The 16,769-nt window shown below is 41.5% G+C and carries 12 protein-coding genes; 5 read left to right on the plus strand and 7 right to left on the minus strand.

All coding sequences use genetic code 11. The features are described 5' to 3' along the window. The first annotated feature begins 56 nt into the window (after positions 1-56). Complete coding sequence (rpmE, locus tag ACLPIE_RS18545) at positions 57-272, plus strand: 50S ribosomal protein L31 (RefSeq protein ID WP_430263186.1); 216 nt, start codon at positions 57-59, stop codon at positions 270-272. Positions 273-339: 67 nt separating this feature from the next. On the opposite strand, the gene ACLPIE_RS18550 is transcribed toward rpmE, so the two are convergent. From ACLPIE_RS18550 to metJ, 3 genes are all read right to left on the minus strand, one after another. After that, positions 340-1,077: an outer membrane protein gene (locus ACLPIE_RS18550; RefSeq protein WP_430263188.1), complete on the minus strand. Its 738-nt coding sequence runs from the start codon at positions 1,075-1,077 to the stop codon at positions 340-342. 236 nt (positions 1,078-1,313) lie between these two features. Continuing rightward, entirely contained in the window at positions 1,314-2,057 is a 744-nt protein-coding gene (locus ACLPIE_RS18555) for a hypothetical protein (protein WP_430263190.1), read from the minus strand. Positions 2,058-2,264: 207 nt separating this feature from the next. Continuing rightward, positions 2,265-2,582 (minus strand): met regulon transcriptional regulator MetJ, encoded by a 318-nt coding sequence (metJ, locus tag ACLPIE_RS18560; protein ID WP_369309164.1) that lies wholly within the window; start codon positions 2,580-2,582, stop codon positions 2,265-2,267. 315 nt (positions 2,583-2,897) lie between these two features. On the opposite strand from metJ, the gene metB reads away from it, so the two are divergent. The 3 genes from metB to ppc all read left to right on the plus strand — a co-directional run bounded on the left by metB (position 2,898) and on the right by ppc (position 9,559). Beyond that, a complete protein-coding gene (gene metB / locus ACLPIE_RS18565) occupies positions 2,898-4,058 on the plus strand; it encodes a cystathionine gamma-synthase (RefSeq protein ID WP_430263192.1) in 1,161 nt (386 codons plus the stop codon). Between the two features lie 12 nt (positions 4,059-4,070). After that, entirely contained in the window at positions 4,071-6,512 is a 2,442-nt protein-coding gene (locus tag ACLPIE_RS18570) for a bifunctional aspartate kinase/homoserine dehydrogenase II (protein ID WP_430263193.1), read from the plus strand. A gap of 407 nt (positions 6,513-6,919) precedes the next feature. Continuing rightward, a complete protein-coding gene (gene ppc / locus ACLPIE_RS18575) occupies positions 6,920-9,559 on the plus strand; it encodes a phosphoenolpyruvate carboxylase (RefSeq protein WP_430263195.1) in 2,640 nt (879 codons plus the stop codon). Between the two features lie 77 nt (positions 9,560-9,636). Here ppc and gadC read toward each other — a convergent pair whose 3' ends face one another. Both gadC and ACLPIE_RS18585 read right to left on the minus strand, forming a co-directional pair. Beyond that, entirely contained in the window at positions 9,637-11,184 is a 1,548-nt protein-coding gene (gene gadC / locus ACLPIE_RS18580) for a glutamate:gamma-aminobutyrate antiporter (protein WP_430263196.1), read from the minus strand. A 99-nt stretch (positions 11,185-11,283) separates the two neighbouring features. Then, positions 11,284-12,684, minus strand: a complete 1,401-nt coding sequence (locus ACLPIE_RS18585) for a glutamate decarboxylase (RefSeq protein ID WP_430263197.1) — start codon at positions 12,682-12,684, stop codon at positions 11,284-11,286. A 666-nt stretch (positions 12,685-13,350) separates the two neighbouring features. Here ACLPIE_RS18585 and ACLPIE_RS18590 point away from each other — a divergent pair. Beyond that, positions 13,351-14,415: a linear amide C-N hydrolase gene (locus ACLPIE_RS18590; RefSeq protein ID WP_430263198.1), complete on the plus strand. Its 1,065-nt coding sequence runs from the start codon at positions 13,351-13,353 to the stop codon at positions 14,413-14,415. Between the two features lie 66 nt (positions 14,416-14,481). Here ACLPIE_RS18590 and metF read toward each other — a convergent pair whose 3' ends face one another. Continuing rightward, positions 14,482-15,366 (minus strand): methylenetetrahydrofolate reductase, encoded by an 885-nt coding sequence (gene metF, locus ACLPIE_RS18595; RefSeq protein WP_430263200.1) that lies wholly within the window; start codon positions 15,364-15,366, stop codon positions 14,482-14,484. 232 nt (positions 15,367-15,598) lie between these two features. After that, positions 15,599-16,753 carry an acetylornithine deacetylase gene (gene argE / locus ACLPIE_RS18600; RefSeq protein WP_430263201.1) on the minus strand — a complete coding sequence of 385 codons (1,155 nt, stop codon included), beginning with the start codon at positions 16,751-16,753 and terminating at the stop codon, positions 15,599-15,601. Between the last annotated feature and the right edge of the window lie 16 nt (positions 16,754-16,769).

Here is a 16,769-nt window from a genome sequence, read left to right on the forward strand (position 1 = left end):
TGTGGTGTCCGGCGTTAGGGCTGGAATGGCGACACGGCCTTAATAGAGGTTCTCCCATGAAAAAAGGTATTCACCCTAAATACGAAGAAATTACGGCAACTTGTTCTTGCGGTAATGTGATGAAAATTAATTCAACTGCTGGTCACTCGCTGAACCTGGACGTTTGTGGTAACTGCCACCCGTTCTATACTGGTAAACAGCGTGATGTTGCGACTGGTGGTCGTGTTGATCGCTTTAACCAACGTTTCAGCATCCCAGGTTCTAAAAAATAATCGAACTTGTGAAATGCAGAAAAAAAGGGAAAACATGTTTTCCCTTTTTTGTCGGTAAAATTAGCCGTTAGAAACGGTAAACCACACCAAACATAATATCATTGCTACGTACTTTTACTTTCGATTTCATATTGTCACCGTCAGCGTGATAGCTGACCTCGGATTTTCCTGCATCTAAGAAACGATAGCTTAAATCTAATGACAGGTTGTCATTAATAGCGTACTGCGAACCCAGTCCTAAACTCCATGCAAAGTTACTGTTGGTTTTAGATTTTGAGTGTGCATCATACTCGCTGCCATCTGAATTTACTTCTGAGAAACTGTATTGCGTTTTATGCTTGATACTTGCTAGCCCTAAACCCACAGAGACATAAGGCGTGAAATTAGTTTCATTTTTGAAGTCATAGTAGGTGTTGATCATAAAGGTATTGAGTGTAATATCGTTCTTAACGTCTTCATTAGCCGAAAACCAGCTACCGTTGCCATCATTACCTGCTGCTCTACTTAAATTATATTTAGAAGACGCTTTGCCTCGAAGGGTAATATCCAGTTCGGTACGCAAAGGTAATGAAGTCATATCATATAAGTCATAACCGAGAGCAATTCCCCCACCAAATACGCCTTTGGTTTTGCTACCACCGCTGGAGTGTTCATATTCACCAAGGTCATCAATACCTTGCCACTTCTGGTCAGACAGTTTGAGGATTGAGGTGCCCAGCTTGCCAGAGACATAAAAACCACTATTCGACGCCATAGCCATGCTAGACACAAGGCTTAAAAGAGACACTGCAATTATTTTTTTCATTGAGAACACCATTTAGTTAGTTTATTTAGCTTAAGTATTTATTATAGGTTAATTTACTTAAAATAGTTTGAAATTTTATGGTTAAAAGCACAATTATTGAAATTTATCAATAACACTAGATAATTAAGGTGATTAATCTTGAAAGGTTGAGTTTTTTAGTGTTTGGAACTACGTGAATAGGTAGGTGATTGGTTAAGGACGCACCCTTTATACAGAGTGCGTTGTTCTAATGATATTTAGCGTTTTTTGCACGGAGCTGGGGCATATTGCGTATCTGCTGGGAAAGGGTTGGCTTCACAGTCAGGTAATTCTTCATGGACTTCAAAAATGGCAAAACCAATAACGCCAATATTTCGTTCATCGCCTTGAATATTTTGGTTTACATACGAATCTTCAGGGGTGGCAAAACGGAAAGCGGCGACTTGGTTTTGGCTTTTACGAAATCCTTCAATGGTCACTTCGCTGTTTGGGCGGACTAAATAACCACTATTTTGATATGAGCCTGCGCGGCCATTTAGCACGTCAATACCATCAACGGTTGTGACCACTTCATAGCTTCTATTTCTATCTGTATTGGCAATAGTTAACTGGTAACGCTGCCCCTCTTTTGCGGGTAAAACATATCGCCCTTGGTTATTACGATAGATTGACATGTTGCGACCATGTTGATCAGTGACTTTGATTTCCACAGGTGATACGGCGATATAATTCATGGTTTGAATGTGCTTTGGTACTGCTTCACCACGGTAATATATAGTCGCTGTATCAAAAGGCGTATTAGTTAAACGAGAGGCACTTACCGTTGTTACCGCTGAATTAACATCTTCTCCCCATTCAGTGCCTAATTTTTCAGCTGATGGTTGTATATCATCGGTTGCTCGATACGTTTGGGGACTTGTAGTGGCATGGTTTGCACACCCAGCAGTAATGAGTAACGCGGAGCCGATTAGTCCAACTAGAGCCTGATTGTATGTATTCATTACACTATCCTTCATGATTTTAATTATTCGTTGTTGTTATGGTGGTTAATAGGATGCAGTGTAGAATTTCGAATAGCATAACGCCTGAGGGAGATTCTGAATTCTAGACAATTCAGAGGAATCTAAACGCAGCATAGAGGAAGGCACTACGTCACAAGGGGTGCGACGTAGTTAAAACTAGAAAAATGCGGGCGTAGAAAATGAAAATTAATACTCCCAAGTTTCTGGGTTAATACCTAATTCGCGCATGATTTCTTTTGCGGCTTCAGGTATTTCATCATTACGCTCTTTACGCAGATCTTCATCATTTGGCAGTGGTTGCCCAGTGAATGCATGCAAAAATGCTTCACACAGTAATTCACTGTTTGTGGCGTGACGCAAATTATTAATCTGACGACGAGTACGTTCATCAGTTAAAATTTTAAGTACCTTCAATGGGATAGATACTGTAATTTTCTTTACTTGCTCACTTTTTTTGCCATGTTCAGCATACGGACTGACATATTCACCATTCCATTCAGCCATGGGATACCTTGGATATTTTCAGTAATAATAAAAAATAATATGCATATTGTTTTTAAGAGAAACTTAATCTAAGCCTCAATTAGCGAACATCTGCATATAAGTTAGAAGAAACTTTGCTCAGTTTACCACATTTTTTTCTGTGAAATTAACTAGCTAGCTCTATTTATGTTATTGAATATCAATTTACACATAATTATTAAGGCTGATTATTCCATTACTTGATATAAACGTAAAGAAGTTTAGACGTCTAGATATGTTGACGTCTAAACATCCGGTGGGTATGATTTGGGCTATTATAAATTAGGAGAAGCGTTTATGGCTTACAAACCGTCAACTATCGCAATTCATAATGGATTAAACGAAGACCAACAATTTGGCTGCGTTGTGCCTCCCATTTATTTGTCTAGCACCTATAATTTTACGGATTTTAACGAACCTCGGGCACACGATTATTCTCGACGCGGTAATCCTGGGCGGGATATTGTCCAAAAAACATTAGCTCAGCTTGAAGGGGGGAGTGGCGCAGTTATGACGAACAGTGGTATGTCTGCGCTCCATTTAATTTGTACGGTCTTTTTGCAGCCCGGAGACCTGCTAGTGGCACCTCATGATTGTTATGGAGGAAGCTATCGGTTATTTAATAGCCAAAGCCAACGCGGGGCTTATCAAGTTGAGTTTGTGGACCAAAGTGATGAGTCTGCATTACAAGCGGCACTGGCTAAAAAGCCTAAGTTGGTTTTAATTGAAACCCCCAGTAATCCACTATTAAGAATTTTTGATATACAACATATTGCTCATTTAGCGCATGAAGCTGGGGCATTAGTGGTGGTCGACAATACGTTTTTAAGCCCAATTCTACAGCAACCGCTTTCATTAGGTGCTGATTTTGTTGTGCATTCATGTACAAAATACCTTAATGGTCATTCAGATATTGTAGCCGGCGTTGTCATTGCTAAAGATGAAAAATGGGCAATAGAGCTAGCGTGGTGGGCAAATAACATCGGTGTCACAGGTGGAGCATTTGATAGTTACTTATTGCTAAGAGGTATTCGGACTTTATCTCCGCGTATTTTACAACAGCAGCAAAATACACAAGAAATCGTAAAGTATCTTAAATCACAGCCGTTAGTAAAAAAATTGTATTATCCTGCATTGGAAGATCATCCGGGACATGAAATTGCACTCAAACAGCAAAAAGGGTTTGGGGCAATGTTGAGTTTTGAATTTTTGGGTGATGAGTTGCAGTTGCGTACTTTTCTTCGTGCGCTCAGTTTGTTCACATTAGCAGAATCATTAGGTGGCGTTGAAACATTGATATCCCATACCGCAACAATGACACATGCGGGGATGTCTGCACAAGCACGAGCTCAAGCGGGCATTACTGATAGCTTACTGCGAATTTCAGTGGGAATTGAAGATCCTCAGGATTTAATTCACGATTTAGACCAAGCATTTAAGGTTGCAGCACAACGTTAGCGGAGTTTTTTGATGAGTGTACTAACAGCGGTTGAGGTGGCACCTTGTCACCGTCAGTTACATAAGTTTGGGGGAAGTAGTTTAGCAGACGCAAAGTGTTATCAACGAGTTGCGGCTATTATGGCAAACTATAGTCAACCCGGTGATTTAATGGTGGTTTCTGCTGCGGGTAGTACAACTAACCAATTGATAAACTGGCTAAAATTGAGCCAAAGCGATCGTATATCGGCTCATCAAGCTCAGCAATCTTTACGGCGCTATCAACTTGATTTAATCGAGTCCTTACTACCTGAAAAAAAGGCAGAAGCGTTAAGCCAGTTGTTTGTTCAAGATTTGGAACGTTTGAGCGCATTACTTGATAGACCGACAAGCGATGCAACTTATGCAGAAGTGGTCGGTCATGGAGAAATTTGGTCTGCACGCCTTATGGCTGAAGTCCTTGCGCAAGCAGATATGGCAAGTGCTTGGTTAGATGCGCGCCTGTTTTTACGTGCTGAAAGAGCAGCACAACCGCAAGTGGATGAAACTCAGTCTCGGTATTTATTGCAGCAACATCTCACACAACTACCAAACCGCCGTATTGTTGTCACGGGGTTTATTTCGCGCAATCAACTCGGGGAAACCGTGCTGCTTGGGCGTAATGGCAGTGATTATTCAGCGACCCAAGTTGGTGCTCTCGCCGATGTTGAAAAAGTGACAATCTGGAGTGATGTCGCAGGGGTATATAGCGCTGACCCACGTAAAGTGAAAGATGCCTGTTTATTACCACTATTACGTCTAGATGAAGCGAGTGAGCTCGCGCGTTTAGCGGCTCCCGTGTTACACACCCGTACTTTACAGCCTGTTTCGGTGAGTAATATTGATTTACAGCTCAGATGTAGTTACCAACCTGAGCAGGGCTCAACGAAGATTGAACGCGTATTAGCATCAGGTGCGGGTGCAAAAATTGTCACCAGCCATGATGATGTTTGTGTTATCGAACTACGCATTGCGACAGGGCGAGATTTCAAACAAATCTGTAAAGATGTAGATTTGTTGCTAAAACGCGTTCAACTGCGGCCATTAGCCCTTGGTATTCATCATGACCGCGCTTTACTGCAACTTTGCTATACCTCAGAAATTGTCGAAAGTGCGTTAAATGTCCTTGAAGAAGCCGCTTTACCGGGGTCATTATCGTTACGTGAAGGTTTTTCTCTTGTGGCCTTGGTTGGCGCAGGTGTTGGTAAAAAACCATTACATAGTCATCGGTTTTATGAAGAATTAAAAGGCCAGCCGGTTGAGTTCATCTGGCATTCGGAAGATGCAATTAGCTTAGTTGCCGTATTGCGTTCAAACCAAACAGAGCATTTGATTCAAAGGATGCATCAAAGTCTATTCCGTGCGGAAAAACGCATCGGGTTAGTGTTATTCGGCAAAGGTAACATAGGGGCTCGTTGGTTAGAACTCTTCGCTGCTGAGCAACCGAATATTTCCGCACGTAGTGACTTCGATTTTGTGCTTGCAGGCGTGGTGGATAGTCGACGTAGTTTACTTAATTATCAAGGGATTGATCCAAGCCGTGCATTAGCATTTTTTGACGATGAAGCGGTGGAGCATGAGGACGATAGCCTATTCTTATGGATGCGCTCTCATCCATATGATGATCTAGTGGTTCTAGATGTTACGGCAAGTGAAACATTGGCAGATAACTATGTCGATTTTGCGAGTTATGGTTTTCATGTTATCAGTGCCAATAAGGTGGCGGGGGCGGCACCAACCCCACAATATCGCCAAATCCGAGATGCATTTTCAAAAACAGGCCGCCACTGGTTATATAATGCAACGGTAGGAGCAGGGTTACCAATTAACTATACGGTGCGTGACTTAAAAGAAAGTGGGGACGTAATACTGACGATCAGCGGTATTTTTTCTGGCACCTTATCATGGTTGTTCTTACAATTTGATGGTTCTATCCCATTTAGTGAGCTCGTTGAGCAAGCATGGCAGCAAGGTCTGACAGAGCCTGATCCACGAATTGACCTTTCTGGTCAGGATGTGATGCGTAAATTGATCATTTTAGCGCGTGAAGCGGGTTATGACATTGAGCCTGATGATGTCCGTGTTGAGTCGTTGGTGCCGAAACAGGCACAAACAGGTTCACTCGACGAGTTTTTTGAAAATAGTGCGGTTATTAATGAACAGATGCAGCAACGTTTAGAAGCGGCTCAAGAAATGGGTCTAGTATTGCGTTATGTTGCGCGTTTTGATGCGGTAAAAGGTAAAGCTAAAGTGGGGGTTGAAGCGGTAAAACCAGAGCATCCATTGGCTTCACTATTACCGGGGGATAATGTATTTGCCATCGAAAGTCGTTGGTATCGTGATAACCCATTAGTGATCCGTGGCCCGGGGGCTGGAAGAGATGTCACCGCAGGCGCTATTCAATCGGATCTAAACCGCCTTTCTCAACTACTGTAATAAAATCATTTTATCGGTGTATTGGTGCTATTAATGTAAATTTGGTACCAATACACGATGAAAATTATTATTTGGCTTCTTTGTTTTCTACCTTTTTATTCTGATGATTTAATTATTAAGCATTATTCATGTCTTTAAAGTGCTGAATCGACGATATATTGCGCTGAAACAATACTTAAATAAGAAAAATTAATAAAAATAGGTCTGTAATTAAATTTCAGAAAAATCCCCCAAAGTCATTTTTTTCTGATATGAATATACATTGAAGGGTAAATTTAGCGGCCTGCATCACAAAACGACAACTCTAACGCAGCCGACTGAAATTTTGTTACAGGAAACAGGTCGCAGTCTGTTAACCGTGATGGTGCGGGGATGCATTCTGCCAGAAGCACAAGGTCAGGAGTCTCATGAATCAGCAATATTCCGCAATGCGCAGTAATGTCAGTATGCTGGGTAAGTTACTCGGCGATACCATCAAAGAAGCTCTCGGAGAGGATATACTCGATAAAGTTGAGTCCATTCGTAAGCTTTCTAAATCCTCCCGTGCGGGTAATGAAGTTCAGCGCCAAAAACTGCTGATGACATTACAAAACCTCTCTAATGATGAGTTGCTCCCCGTTGCAAGGGCATTTAACCAATTTTTAAACCTGACTAATGTTGCTGAGCAATACCACAGTATTTCTCCTCATGGTGAAGCTGCAAGCAACCCAGTGGCACTGAAAAATCTATTTGCTCGTTTAAAAGATAAAAATTTTACCGATGCGGACATCCAAAAAGCGGTAGAACAGCTTTCGATTGAATTGGTTTTAACGGCTCACCCAACGGAAATCGCTCGTCGTACTTTGATCCATAAATTGGTCGAAGTAAATACCTGTTTATCCCAACTTGATCACGATGATATTGCTGACTATGAGCGTAATAACATCATGCGGCGCTTACGCCAGTTAGTCGCTCAGTCATGGCATACCGATGAAATTCGGAAAAGTCGCCCGACGCCTATTGATGAGGCAAAATGGGGCTTCGCTGTCGTGGAAAATTCACTGTGGGAAGGTGTTCCTGCATTTTTACGTGAATTTAATGAACAGTTGGAAGACTCTATTGGTGCAGTGCTACCTGTTGAAGCTAACCCAATCCGCTTTACCTCATGGATGGGAGGAGACCGTGATGGTAACCCGAACGTGACTGCGGATGTGACTCGCCAAGTATTATTACTAAGTCGTTGGAAAGCGGCAGATTTATTCCTCAAAGATATCCAAGTGCTGGTTTCTGAGTTGTCGATGACCGAAGCGACACCTGAATTGCGTGCACTCGCGGGAGGGGATGAGGTTGATGAGCCATATCGCCAAATTGCTAAGAATTTGCGTAGTCAGTTATTTTCAACATTAGACTATTTAGAGCGTCGTGTTAAAGGTGAGCAAGTATTGCCGCCTGCCGATTTATTAACAGACAACGCACAATTATGGGACCCGCTATACGCGTGCTACCAGTCATTGATCGCCTGCAATATGAAAATTATTGCTAATGGTCAGTTACTGGATACTTTGCGTCGCATCCGTAGCTTTGGTTTACAGCTGGTTCGTATTGATGTACGCCAAGAAAGTACTCGTCATACTGAAGCGATCGCTGAGCTAACACAGTATCTGGGATTAGGTGACTATGCCGAGTGGTCAGAGGAAGAAAAACAACAGTTTTTATTAGCGGAGCTTCAGTCTTTACGTCCACTTATTCCACAAGATTGGCAGCCAAGTGCGGAAACTCAAGAGGTTTTTGAAACTTGCCGAGTGATTGCAAAAGCCAAAAATGACTCTATCGCAGCCTATGTCATCTCAATGGCAAAAGTGCCTTCAGATGTGTTAGCGGTTAAATTGCTGCTAAAAGAAAATGGGGCTTCGGTGCGTCTTCCTGTTGCGCCATTATTTGAAACACTTGATGACTTAAATAATGCTGAAAGCGTGATGCAAAAATTACTGAGTATCGAATGGTATCGTGACTTAATCGATGATCGTCAAATGGTCATGATTGGCTATTCGGATTCAGCAAAAGATGCCGGCGTGATGGCCGCATCATGGGCTCAATACCGCGCACAAGATGCATTGATTAAGCTGTGTGAGAAAGAAGGCGTTACATTGACGCTATTCCACGGACGCGGTGGCACAATTGGCCGCGGTGGTGCGCCTGCGCATTCGGCATTACTGTCTCAGCCTCCAGGAAGTCTAAAAGGTGGCTTGCGTGTTACTGAGCAAGGGGAAATGATCCGCTTCAAATTCGGTTTACCGCAAGTGACCATCAGCAGCTTGGCGTTATACGCAAGCGCAATATTAGAAGCGAACCTATTGCCACCGCCTGAGCCTAAAAACGAGTGGAAATCGGTGATGGATTCGTTATCGGATGTTTCTTGTGCTATGTACCGTGATTATGTACGTGAGCAACCGGATTTTGTTCCCTATTTCCGTGCCGCAACACCGGAATTGGAATTGGGTAAATTACCATTAGGGTCACGGCCCGCTAAACGACGCCCGACGGGGGGCGTTGAAACTTTACGTGCTATTCCGTGGATTTTTGCATGGACACAAAATCGCTTAATGTTACCTGCATGGCTAGGCGCAGGAGCAGCATTGAAGCATGTAATTGAACAAGAAGGTAAACAATCGGTTCTTGATGAAATGTGGCAGCAATGGCCTTTCTTTAATACGCGTATTGCGATGCTGGAAATGGTGTATGCAAAAGCAGACTTATGGCTGGCGGAATATTATGACTACCGCTTAGTTGAAGAGCGCTTATGGCCGCTAGGTCAAAAATTACGTGACCAATTATCTGAGGATATTAAGAGTGTGTTGGCGGTGTCGAAGGATGAAGCGCTGATGGCGGATTTACCGTGGATTGCAGAATCCATCGCGTTACGTAACGTTTATACCGACCCACTGAACGTGTTGCAGGCTGAACTGTTGCACCGTTCTCGTCAGCAAGAACACCCAGACCCTCGCGTGGAACAAGCTCTGATGATCACCATTGCTGGTGTTGCTGCGGGAATGCGTAATACAGGCTAGTTTTTTTAATTAAAACGTATTGCTCTCCAATGAATAATGGCTGCCAATAGGCAGCCATTATTGTTTATCTTAATACATTATTTCGGGTCATCTTTTGGCTTATCATCATGAATTAAATGATAGGTAGAACGCGCCCGAGGGTGAATAAAGAAGTGATCTTTAGGGGCATTGTGAGTTTTGATATGAACCATTGAAACGGGTATGGTTTTGCCTTTCTTATTATGAAATGCATAGATAATAAACGGCAGCAAGAAAATAATCACAAAACAGACAACGAGTAATGAAACATAAGTATCATCACTTGCTCCACCCGGTAGCGAACTTGGTGGGAAGAAAGAAACGATAAACGCTAAGATGGAAATCGTTAATCCAGCCAATGCGACGAGGACTTTAAAGCCGTTTCCTCCCGGAATATTGAACGCACGTTTTTTCTCGGGTTGCTTACGCACTAAATGGATATAACCCAGAAATAGCATAAAATAGCTACATAAATAGATAACAACTGTCAAAGCCAAGGCAATTAAGAAAGACATATTACCGCCACCACCCGTATTGGTTAGCACGATGATAGCGATGGTTGTAATAATTAATTGAGAAATAACCAATGTGACAGGTACACCATTTTTATTCACTTTGGTAAAGCTTTTCGGCAGTATCCCTTTTTGTGCTGCCACATACATCCCTCTTGATGGGCCAACGATCCAAGAGGCAATTTCTGCTAATACCCCGAGTACTAATAAAGCAGCGATGATCCTAGCGGCCCATTCTAACGTTGGATTAAGATGGGTGACGAGTACGTTAAATGTTTGAACAACACCGGCGGACAGGTTGATTTCACTGTTTGGGATCACGGAGGCAACTGATAAGCCACCTATCGAGCTTAAACAAATGGCAGCAATCATCAGTAAGAACATCGCTGCTGGATAGTCCCTGCCAGGGTTTTTCATTTCATTGACGTGAGTTGCTGATGCCTCTACCCCCATATAACTTAAGATAAAGGCCACAAAAACAACCAGTGTACCGATTTTAGTAAAATCAGGGAAAAAGGTTGATGTGCTTATTTCAATTGCTAAAGGAGCCCCACTGGCTAAATAGCTAATCGCTAAACACACTAAGATGAGTGCGGGGAGTAAAATACCGGCGAAAAAACCAATTTTTGCAATAGTGGCAGTATATTTTGTCCCACCAAATTGAGTGAAAGCCAGCACCCATAAAATAACTAATGCACCTATTGTTTTGGTTACAGGATCGGTGTTGAGTTCAGGCCAGTTAAGAATGTATGACAGCGCTCCTAATACAAAATACAGCATTGGAATGAAGCCTATGGCAATTTGCAGGTAGCCAAAGGAAATTGCCGCAAATCCCCAACGTTCACCGAGGGTATTTGAAACCCAAGCAAAAACACCACCTTCTTCCCAACCTTCAACTGTTGCCATCTCAGCCGCACATAATGCAACAGGAATAAACCACAGCAATCCACCTAATAATAAGAAAAAGACAAGACTAAAGCCCGATGTCGCAAACGTCGGGTATTCATAGACGGCCATTACCATAGAGGCTGTTATCGCAAAAAAGCCTAACAATGTTAGCTGTTTTGCGGCTGGAGCGGTCGTTGTTGTTGCCATACGAATTCTCCTTAAATCCAAAAATAGTCTGCTAGTTGAAAGCAGATTAGAATAGAAGCCAAAGAACGAGATGTTCTTTGGCTTAATGGAAAAAATTAATTAGCTATGGTTGAAACCACGGCCTTCTTCTTCTGTGAGTGGTTTATTGACAGGGTGTTTGTCAAAATAATCAAGGGTGCGTTTAAAGTCATCAATCAGCAATGCTGCTAAGTCTAAACTCACTCCGTGGCGCACTAAAATACGCTGAACAACTAAGTCCTCACGATTTGCAGGCATCGAATAGGCAGGAACTTGCCATCCGCGACTGCGCAGTTTATCTGCAATGTCATATAAGGAATAATTGCTGGCGGTAGCCTCTTTCTTGAGTTTCCAAGCTAGTGCAGGAATCCCTTTTTGGCTGTCGCCATCGAAGAGCATTTCAAACGGCCCTAATTTTTCTATTTCACGTGCCAAGAATTGTGCTGTAGCGTAGCAGGCATTATGAATTTTTGCGTAACCTTCTCGACCGAGTCTGAGGAAGTTATAGTATTGCGCAATAATTTGCCCACCAGGGCGAGAGAAATTGAGTGCGAAGGTTGGCATATTGCCACCTAAGTAGTTCACATTAAAAATTAATTCTTCTGGTAAGTCTTTTGCTTCACGCCAAACTACCCAGCCAGCACCTAATGGAGCTAAACCAAATTTATGGCCAGAAGAGTTAATTGATTTCACTCGCGGTAAGCGGAAATCCCATTCTAAGTCTGGTGCACAAAATGGTGCTAAGAATCCACCACTTGCGCCATCAACGTGAATAGGGATATCAAGCCCAGTGTCTTTTTGCAATTTATCAAGCGCATCATGAACGGCTTTTACCGGTTCATATTGACATGTGAATGTCACACCTAAAGTAGGGACGACACCAATGGTATTTTCATCAACGCGTTTGAGAACTTCTTCAGGGCTCATAATTAGGCGATCACCTTCTAATGGGATCTCCCTAAGCTCAACATCAAAGTAACGTGCAAATTTATGCCAACAAACTTGCACTGGGCCACAAATCATATTTGGCTTATCGGCCGGTTTTCCTTGAGCAATGCGTTTTTTACGCCATTGCCATTTTAACGCTAAACCTCCTAACATTGCGGCTTCGGAAGAACCTATGGTTGAGCAACCAAGGGTATTTTCGGCATCAGGAGAGTGCCAAAGATCCGCTAGCATATGTACACAGCGGTTTTCTATTTCAGCTGTTTGAGGGTATTCATCTTTATCTATCATGTTTTTATCGATAGATAAATCCATTAAATCACGAATTTCGTCATCAACCCATGTTTGGCAAAAGGTGGCGAGATTTTGACGTGAATTACCGTCTAACATTAACTCGTCACGCACCGCACTAAATACATTACGTGGGTCTTGTTCTTTTAATGGGAACTTATTCTTAGGCAAAGATTTTGATAATTCTAGTGATGCATAAATATCATCTATTTCACGATGTTTTGAATTTGAAATATTATTACCCATACTTAATACCCCTCAATAACGATGTGGTGATTATTTGATGTTAATATTTGAACCGAATATTAAATATACGCCAAATTTTAATAATATCCAAAGCAATGAGTGATTAAATTAAATGAAATTTTAATTTTTCAGGTGATTTAAAAACAGGTAATGCTTGTTTAATATAAGCTTTTAATTAATATGTAGGTTATTTAATATCATGTTCTTTACTTCGCCAATAGTCTCTTTTGGTTTTTTAGCTTGTAATTATTGCAATATTTAGATTATACATCTGTTTATTTGTTATTTTTGTTATTTTTGTTTTATTTGTTATGTCATTGTGTAATTAGGTCAATATCCGCTATAGTTTATACATATCTAAAGTTTCATTCATGTTAAATGCTGTAACTGTTATTTAAATGATAGTCGTTATAGTATTTAAAGTTATTTAAAGTGTTAACTATAAAAATATGATGCTCTAAATATGATGTTGTTTTTAATTATGAATTAAATATTCTATTACCATTGCTATGGTTTAATTGGTTGAGTTTAATAGTTTAATAACTTCATAGTGGTATGGTTAATTATATATTTCAAAAGTATAGCTCGTAAATAAACTGATAATGATTATTCGTAACATAGTACCATTCGAATTATCGAGAATAGAGAGTTCATTAAGGGGGGCGAATGTTAACAAGTAATACCCACTATCATGTTTTTGCATGTACTTCATTAGCAATTACAGATCAAAATAAAAATGTTTATCATGGTAGAACATTAGAGTTTTCATCAGACGAGCCTGAGTCAATTTTGACTTATTATCCCAAATCACATGTCTTTCAGAGAAAAGCACCAGATGGCTCGTTGGGGTTAAAATATAAAGTGAAGTATCCTTTTTTAGCGATAACAGCTCCAGTGAGTATTGTAGGGGAAAGGGATGTACTCGAAGGCGTGAATTCTGCAGGGCTCGCATTTAGTCTCAATATGATAAATAACTCAGAGCTTGCCCCTTTAAGTCCTAGAGAATATGCCAAAGCGGTGCCGATAGCCTCGATTGGAGAGTGGGCATTGTCACAATATGCTACGGTGGCAGAGTTAAAAACAGCAATCCCTAAAACAGCATTTTGGTCGCAAAAACTTTTATTACTACGTAATATGCCCAGCCCTTTTCATTATGCATTTTATGATAAAACCGGGGCATGTATTGTGGTTGAGGTCTCGGGTGGTATTTTACACGTCTATGATAATCCGACACGTTGCATGACTAATGGCCCTGAATTTCCTTGGCATTTAACGAATCTTAATAATTATACTCAACTATCGAATCTCGACGTATCATCCAGCACACTGGGGAATATTAAGATATCACAGCCTGATAGCGGTATTGCGCTTGCTGCGGTGCCAAATTCGGACACTTCAGTAGGACGCTTTGTACGTGCGGTCTATTATTCTACGTATTACCATAAAGTTTCCGACCCCAATGTACAGATGGTTGAACTAGGGCATATTATGAACAAGTTTGATCGGCCTAAAAATGCATCAGTAGACCCACTATTAGGGGAAGATGATATATTCAAACTATATTTAACGGAGTTCTCTGTCTGGACGGTACTGACCGACCTTCAAAGGGGAATACTTTTATTTAGGGGTTATAACAACCTTAACTATCAAAAGTTTACGTTAGAGCAGTTTGTCAATGAAAAAGAGCCTGTATTCATTAAGGTAAATATCCCAGACCCTGCACTAGTTTAGCTCATTTATAATATAGAGGTATACATTGATAAAACAGGCGTTATGGCTTTCATCATCGTGAACGGATTAAGGTCTAACGCCAAGAGTATGGCAAATGGCATAGGTGAGCTCAGAACGGTTGAGTGTGTAGAAATGGAAATCTTTTACACCCTCACGGCTGAGTATTTTCACCATGTCCATTGCGATGGATGCTCCCACTAGATTACGGCTTTCTGGGTCATCGTCTAATCCTTCGTACATTCTACTCATCCATGCAGGAATGCGTACGTTGGTGAGTTTTGCAAAACGTTCTAGTTGACGAAAATTAGAGACAGGCAAAATGCCTGGGACAATTTCCACATCGATACCCGTCGCTACGCAGCGGTCACGAAAGCGTAAATAGCTTTCAACATCGAAGAAAAATTGGGTAATTGCACGGTTAGCACCTGCCTCAATTTTCTTTTTCAAGTTGATTAAGTCTGCTTGCGCACTTTTTGCTTCAGGGTGAACTTCTGGGTATGCTGCCACAGAAATATCAAAATCGGCTTCGCCCTTTAAAAGCTCAACTAAATCAGTCGCATACATATCTGGTTTGCGGCTATTATCCGGTAAGTCACCACGTAGCGCGACAATATGACGGATACCGTTGTTCCAATAATCGCGGGCAATCGTTTTTAATTCATTGTGGCTTGCATCAATACAAGTTAAGTGAGGTGCTGCAATAAGGCCTGTTTTGTCTTTGATATCTTTGATAATACTATGCGTTCTATCGCGTTCACCTGAATTGGCACCATAAGTGACCGAAACAAATTTAGGCTTCAAGTTTTTAAGCCTATCAATAGACTTCCAGAGCGTTTTTTCCATCTCTTCGCTGCGAGGTGGGAAAAATTCAAATGAAACGTTAATTTGACCATCTAATTCAGCTAAGTTTTGATTTAGCGCTTCTCGCTGGTTTGCGTGAAAGAAACTCATATCCTGTAACCTCGCAATTTGTAACCTTATTATTTGTTGTAAGTTATTATATCCGTTTATGCATCTATACGTTTAGACGGCTAAATAAAAGTTAACAGATCACTATCGATAGTCAATACTTAAATTAAATTTCGACGCTGATTTTTTTTCAAAGACAATAGGAGAAAAATTCATGATCAAAAAATGCGATCCTGAAAAGGAACGCATTTTCATGGGGTATGGATATTAGGGCTTATTTGGTAAAGCAAAAATGTTCAATCATTTGGCTAATCAATTGGCGAGTTGGTTCAATAAAGCGCATATCAATAAACTCATCGGGTTGATGGGCTTGTTCAATGGAGCCCGGGCCGAGCACTAAGGTTGGGCACAGTTCTTGAATAAATGGCGCTTCAGTGCAGTAATTCACGGTATCCGCTTTTTGTCCTAACAACTGTTCAATGACCGCAACCATCTTATGGTCAGTTGGACATTCATAACCTGGAATAGGGGGATGCATTGATTCAATAGCTAAACGATCTGGCCACTTGGTGCGTACAGGCTCAAGAGCATCATTCAATAGTTCATCCAAATCTTGCAATGTGAGTCCCGGCAGTGGACGAATATCCATGTGCAATTCACAGCAGCCACAGATACGGTTTGCTGCATCACCACCATGAATATGACCGAAGTTCATGGTTGGATATGGAATAACAAAAGCAGGGTTATTAAAACGCTCTTTTAATGTATTTCTCAGCGTCATCAAATGAGAAATTGATTCATGCATTAATTCAATCGCATTAACACCACGCTCTGGATCACTGGAATGCCCTGATTGTCCCGTAATGCGAATCGCGTTTGATAAATGCCCTTTGTGTGCACGTATCGGTTGCAAAGAGGTGGGTTCGCCAATAATAGCAAAATCAGGGCGTAGAGTCGTATTTGCGGCGAAGTAACGCGCCCCTGCCATGGAGGTTTCTTCATCGGCTGTTGCTAGGATATGTAATGGGTGTTTGAGTTGCGTTAAATCCATATCTCGTAACGCATCAATAATAAAAGCAAAAAAACCTTTCATATCGGCGGTGCCAAGCCCATAGAGCTTGCCATCGTGCTCAGTCAGCTCAAACGGATTTTTACTCCAGCGACCATCATCAAATGGCACGGTATCAGTATGGCCACATAGCATTAGCCCCCCATTTCCCTCACCAATCGAAGCCAGCAAGTTATATTTATCACGTGTCTCCGGCACAGGTTGAATGTTAACCGAAAAACCCAAGGTCTCTAACCACCCACCAAGGAGTTCCACAAGGGACTTGTTGCTCTGATCTAAATGAGAATCAGTCGCACTAATCGATGGGGTAGCAATTAATTGACGATAAATCTCAATAAATGCAGGTAATTTAATATTCACTGTTGACAGCCTTTAT

This window comes from Providencia sp. Me31A, from assembly GCF_050487165.1.
In the GTDB taxonomy this organism is placed as follows: domain Bacteria; phylum Pseudomonadota; class Gammaproteobacteria; order Enterobacterales; family Enterobacteriaceae; genus Providencia.

Excerpts from the sequence above, each read along its gene's own strand:
- rpmE (WP_430263186.1), top strand. The coding sequence starts at position 57 with ATGAAAAAAGGTATTCACCCTAAATACGAAGAAATTACGGCAACTTGT.
- ACLPIE_RS18550 (WP_430263188.1), bottom strand. The coding sequence starts at position 1,077 with ATGAAAAAAATAATTGCAGTGTCTCTTTTAAGCCTTGTGTCTAGCATG.
- ACLPIE_RS18555 (WP_430263190.1), bottom strand. The coding sequence starts at position 2,057 with ATGAATACATACAATCAGGCTCTAGTTGGACTAATCGGCTCCGCGTTA.
- metJ (WP_369309164.1), bottom strand. The coding sequence starts at position 2,582 with ATGGCTGAATGGAATGGTGAATATGTCAGTCCGTATGCTGAACATGGC.
- metB (WP_430263192.1), top strand. The coding sequence starts at position 2,898 with ATGGCTTACAAACCGTCAACTATCGCAATTCATAATGGATTAAACGAA.
- ACLPIE_RS18570 (WP_430263193.1), top strand. The coding sequence starts at position 4,071 with ATGAGTGTACTAACAGCGGTTGAGGTGGCACCTTGTCACCGTCAGTTA.
- ppc (WP_430263195.1), top strand. The coding sequence starts at position 6,920 with ATGAATCAGCAATATTCCGCAATGCGCAGTAATGTCAGTATGCTGGGT.
- gadC (WP_430263196.1), bottom strand. The coding sequence starts at position 11,184 with ATGGCAACAACAACGACCGCTCCAGCCGCAAAACAGCTAACATTGTTA.
- ACLPIE_RS18585 (WP_430263197.1), bottom strand. The coding sequence starts at position 12,684 with ATGGGTAATAATATTTCAAATTCAAAACATCGTGAAATAGATGATATT.
- ACLPIE_RS18590 (WP_430263198.1), top strand. The coding sequence starts at position 13,351 with ATGTTAACAAGTAATACCCACTATCATGTTTTTGCATGTACTTCATTA.
- metF (WP_430263200.1), bottom strand. The coding sequence starts at position 15,366 with ATGAGTTTCTTTCACGCAAACCAGCGAGAAGCGCTAAATCAAAACTTA.